The organism is Candidatus Babeliales bacterium (assembly GCA_035288105.1).
Lineage (GTDB): Bacteria > Babelota > Babeliae > Babelales > Vermiphilaceae > SOIL31.
In genome coordinates, this window is sequence record DATEAY010000021.1 from 1 (window position 1) to 2,104 (window position 2,104).

Below are 2,104 nucleotides of genomic sequence, written 5' to 3' on the forward strand. Positions count from 1 at the left end.
ATTCATTACCTTTAACAGTATAAACAAGTCCAATGTTTCTGAGTGCATCCAACATATATTCAGTTTTTGGATTTGCTACTTTTATTTTGTTTGGAAACAAACCTTCAAGTTTCCTATTTTCCTTTTCAAGAGTTTTCTTTGCGACCAAGTCTATCAGTGTAAAAACTTGTGTACACGTCATCAATAAAAACATAAGAGATTCTATTCTACGAGGAAGCTTGAGATGAATTGGCAATATTTGCAGTTTGCCCTTTAGTCTCTCGAAAATTCTCTCTACTCGCCATTCCTCTTTATATGCTATCAAAGCCTCTTTTGTTGAGAGATCTTTTTGGTCTTTATTAGTTGTAAGTCATAGGCGTCAAGCTAATTATGTACTAACTATTAGCATAAGAGTCGTAATACCTGCTTTGGCATCTCTTTTTCCATAAGTCTTTGTTCTGTTGTTTTTCTTTTTCTGATCTCGTAAAGGCTGATAATACTGATATGTTCTAACTCTTTATAAAAATTAAGTAAGTTTTCGTCATTGCAGTTTAAAATAACGCTAACAAAGTAACTAACAATGGAGCGAAAATTTCGTAAAAATCCCTGAATACTTACTTGGCGTTTATTTTTAAGATACATCGCCATATTGCACAAAGCATAAATGTCCATGCACAAAAGTGCAATAATCATTTTTCCATAAAGTAAGCACATCAAATAACTTCCTCCGGCTTGTCCGACTTTATCAAAATCTAAACTGCTTTTTAGTCCTTTGAAAATAAGCTCAATCACCCACCTAAGCCTATATAGTTCATACAAAGTGTCAGGATCAAGCTTATCGGCTGAAACGTTAGTAATCATCAAATTCCAGTCGAACATAAGTTTTTCACGCTCTTTCATTGTTTCTCCGCTAGATTGCTGTTTTTTATTTATTTTTCGTCTTTTTTCGTTAATTTTATCTTCTGGAAGCCTCAGTCCAACCAATCTAACCTCTTTCATTTCCCCTGACTTTAATTTCATAAATACCATAGTGTCAACTTCATTTTTGCTTGATTTTAAAATATCTTTCCAGTCTAGTTTTTCATAATCTTTTTTAATGTCATCGTATTTGTAAAAAGTGCTGTTTGACTTTATTCTACTAAGAAAATAAGCATTTTTTTTATCAATTTCTGAAAAATATTCTTTATCAAAATACCCTAAATCGTTAATATACAGCTTGTTCGGCTCCAGTTCTTTAATAATTTCAGCATTATGCACCGTGTCATTTGTGCTCGCATCATATATTTTTAAATTGGAAAACGTTCTTTTAAGTACGCTATATGTCGTTTGCATTTTAAATGCTGCTTTAGCATTTGTTCCACCAAGCCCTTTAAATTTACCAGCTAGCTTATCAGGCAGTGACACAGTTGTACCATCAGTAATTTCAATATCACTAAACTGTTTTAACACTTCTATATTTTCAAGAACTTTAAACTTATCTTTAGTTTCATTTAAAAACACGTTAAACAACCCATTCATCAGTAACTCACCTTTTTCCATGCGTTGATGAAGTGCTTGCTTCGTTATTTCTAACTCTTGTCCTTGATATTTTCTGCAAAAATTCCCCAAAACATTTAAAGTTATTTCATGACCTTCCAGAAGCCCAATAGTCATTGCGTAAACAAATGTTATTGCTTTCAATTTTACACTATCTCGTGCTTCAAACTTCATATCTTTTGCCAGTTTTTCAATAAAATTTTCAAACATCTTGATTGATTCCGATACTTTTGATATTATCACAGTGTGCATAGAGTTTTTGTCCTTTAAATTGAGTTTATTTTATATCTTATATTTTAAAGGCAAAAGCTCTATTATTTTAAGAGTTTTTCTGAAATTTTGTGTTTTTATTTTTTTAACAACATTGATTTTATATTAATTAATCGCACAGTTAACATAGCTAGCTTGACGCCTATGAATCTTGATTGCGAAAGAGAACAAGCTCATGACTTTGCAAATTCAATGAGGGATCAAATATTTAAACAAATGGCATATACATTTCCAGGCGAACAAGGTACGGATTTTTATGCTCAAGAATTAAATGAGATTTTCAATGAAAATAGCTATATGAATGGAAATTCACTTGAAG

Annotated in this window: 2 protein-coding genes; both read right to left on the reverse strand. The window is 31.5% G+C overall.

Annotated elements, in window-relative coordinates; translation table 11 throughout:
* On the reverse strand, nt 1–193 hold a 193-nt coding region (locus tag VJJ26_01220), incomplete at its 3' end, for a hypothetical protein (GenBank protein ID HLC06784.1).
* A 188-nt stretch (nt 194–381) separates the two neighbouring features.
* Nucleotides 382–1,725, reverse strand: a complete 1,344-nt coding sequence (locus tag VJJ26_01225) for an IS4 family transposase (GenBank protein ID HLC06785.1) — start codon at nt 1,723–1,725, stop codon at nt 382–384.
* Nucleotides 1,726–2,104: the final 379 nt, after the last annotated feature.